The sequence below is a fragment of the Pararhodobacter sp. genome, from assembly GCF_034676075.1.
GTDB lineage: Bacteria > Pseudomonadota > Alphaproteobacteria > Rhodobacterales > Rhodobacteraceae > Pararhodobacter.
Genome location: NZ_JAUCCQ010000231.1, coordinates 1 through 2138, shown reverse-complemented (window position 1 = coordinate 2138; position 2138 = coordinate 1). Strand labels below are relative to the sequence as shown.

At 67.5% G+C, this 2138-nt stretch carries 3 protein-coding genes and 1 tRNA gene; 3 read left to right on the top strand and 1 reads right to left on the bottom strand.

Annotation, left to right across the window (positions count from 1 at the left end; all coding sequences use genetic code 11):
* Positions 1-186 precede the first annotated feature (186 nt).
* The 3 genes from VDQ18_RS23530 to VDQ18_RS23520 all read left to right on the top strand — a co-directional run bounded on the left by VDQ18_RS23530 (position 187) and on the right by VDQ18_RS23520 (position 1784).
* Complete coding sequence (locus VDQ18_RS23530; protein ID WP_107750615.1) at positions 187-897, top strand: phosphatidylserine decarboxylase; 711 nt, start codon at positions 187-189, stop codon at positions 895-897.
* 2 nt (positions 898-899) lie between these two features.
* On the top strand, positions 900-1661 hold the full coding sequence (pssA, locus tag VDQ18_RS23525) for a CDP-diacylglycerol--serine O-phosphatidyltransferase (protein WP_323023282.1): 762 nt from the start codon (positions 900-902) through the stop codon (positions 1659-1661).
* Between the two features lie 46 nt (positions 1662-1707).
* A tRNA-Asp gene (locus VDQ18_RS23520) sits at positions 1708-1784 on the top strand.
* A 154-nt stretch (positions 1785-1938) separates the two neighbouring features.
* Here VDQ18_RS23520 and VDQ18_RS23515 read toward each other — a convergent pair.
* Positions 1939-2138, bottom strand: a 200-nt coding sequence (locus VDQ18_RS23515) for an ester cyclase (RefSeq protein ID WP_323023281.1), incomplete at its 5' end; no start/stop codon positions are given.

Sequence of the window (2138 nt, the reverse complement as noted above, 5' to 3'; positions counted from 1 at the left end):
CATCTTTGTTCTCTAAATATCCTCGGGGGTTTCCAAAGGGGGCCCGAGGGTCCCCTTTGGCGAGGGGGTGCGGGGGGCGAGGAGCCCCCCGCCCTGGTCGCCCGAGGCACGAGGGCGAAATCCCTCTCCCCTTTGCCTCGGGCCGTGATCGGGCTAGAACCTGACCCAACATCTGAAGGAGCCCCGATGCCCGATCCCGCGCACGATTCGATTCTCGCCGCCGTCATCAAGCCGGTCCACCGCGAGGGCTATCCCTTCATCGGCATCTTTGCCGCGGTGACGCTGGTCCTGTTCCTGATCTGGCAGCCGCTGGGCTGGGTCGGCGTGGTGCTGACCGTCTGGTGCTATTACTTCTTCCGCGATCCCGACCGCTACACGCCGCAGCGCGAGGGGTTGATCATCAGCCCCGCCGATGGCGTGGTCTCGCTGATCGAGCCCGCCGCGCCGCCGGTGGAACTCGGCATGGGGACCGAGCCGATGACCCGGGTCAGCGTCTTCATGAATGTCTTCAACTGCCATGTGAACCGTCTGCCCATCGCCGGCACGATCACCGCCGTCAGCTACCGGCCGGGCAAGTTCCTCAATGCCTCGCTCGACAAGGCCTCGGTCGATAACGAGCGCAACTCGGTCGCCGTGCAGATGGCCGACGGGCGCAAGCTCGCGGTGGTGCAGATCGCCGGTCTTGTGGCGCGGCGCATCGTCTGCGACGTCAAGCCGGGGGCGGTTCTGGAAACCGGCGAGCGCTTCGGGATGATCCGCTTCGGCTCGCGCCTCGATGTCTATCTGCCGGAAGGCGTGCAGCCGCTCGTCTCGCTCGGCCAGACCATGGTCGCGGGCGAGACGGTGCTGGCCGACCTCACCCTGGCCGAGCCCGCCCGGCTGGCCGAGGTCCGTTGAGAATGGACCAGGATCCCGCCTTCGAGGATGAGAGCGAGCCCGCCGACCGCCGCACCCTGCCGCTCGTGCAGCTGATCCCCAATCTGGTGACGCTCTTGGGGCTTTGCGCGGGGTTGACGGCGATCCGCTACGGCATCGCCGGGTCCTGGCAGGTGGCGGCGGGGCTGATCGTACTGGCGGCGCTGATCGACGGGATGGACGGGCTTCTGGCCCGCAAGCTGAACGCGGCCAGCCATTTCGGCGCGGAACTCGATTCGCTGTCGGATTTCGTCTGTTTCGGCGTGGCGCCGGGGATCGTCATCTATTCGGCGCTGCTGCAGGACTGGCCGGGCCTCGGCTGGGTGCTGGTGCTGATCTATGTGCTGGGGGCCTGCCTGCGGCTGGCGCGGTTCAACGTGAACCGCAACGCTCCGCCGCCGCCCGGGCGGGTGCATTTCGTCGGCGTTCCGGCGCCGGCGGGGGCGATGCTGGGGCTCTTGCCGCTGTACCTCACGCTGGCGGGCTGGATGGACATGCGGGAATGGCCGGCGCTGGCCGGGCTCTACATGGCCTTCGTGGGCCTCCTGATGATCTCTCGCCTGCCGACGCCCTCGCCGAAGGGCTGGCGGGTGCCGCGGAAGCGGGCGGCTCTGGTTCTGGTGGGGGTTGCGGTCTATGCGGGCGCGCTGGTTTCGCAGCCCTGGGTGGTGCTGGCGGTGTCGGATCTGGCCTATCTGGCGGTGCTGGCCTGGGGAAGCTGGCGCGACCGTCGGAAACTTGCGTGAAGGCGCTTGACCTTGCCGGACGGGGCGGCTAATCACCCCCCATCGCGCGGTTGTAGCTCAGTTGGTTAGAGTACCGGCCTGTCACGCCGGGGGTCGCGGGTTCGAGCCCCGTCAACCGCGCCATTAGCTTCCTCAGGGCCCCTCACGGGGCCTTTCTTTTTGCCCGGTCAAGGACCTGTCCCACGCGTGGGACACCGGGCGGATCGAGGAAGATCAAGGGCTTGGCGGCCTGCGTTAACCTCTTGGCAAGTCCGTCTCACGCCCCGGCATGCCGCGCTCAGAGCTGCGCCTCGATTGCCGCCTTGTCGATCACTGACCAGACATGGGCGATTTTTCCGCCCCGGTATTCGTAAAAGACGTTCTCGGCAAAACGCACCTTCCGGCCGTTCACCGGCAGGCCGAACAGCTGTCCCACAGGGGTACAGTCGAAGACCAGCCGGGCGGCGATCAGCGGCGGATCGCAGGCCAGATGCGCGG

Coding starts and splice junctions, on each gene's coding strand:
- VDQ18_RS23530 (WP_107750615.1), top strand. CDS start 187: ATGCCCGATCCCGCGCACGATTCGATTCTCGCCGCCGTCATCAAGCCG.
- pssA (WP_323023282.1), top strand. CDS start 900: ATGGACCAGGATCCCGCCTTCGAGGATGAGAGCGAGCCCGCCGACCGC.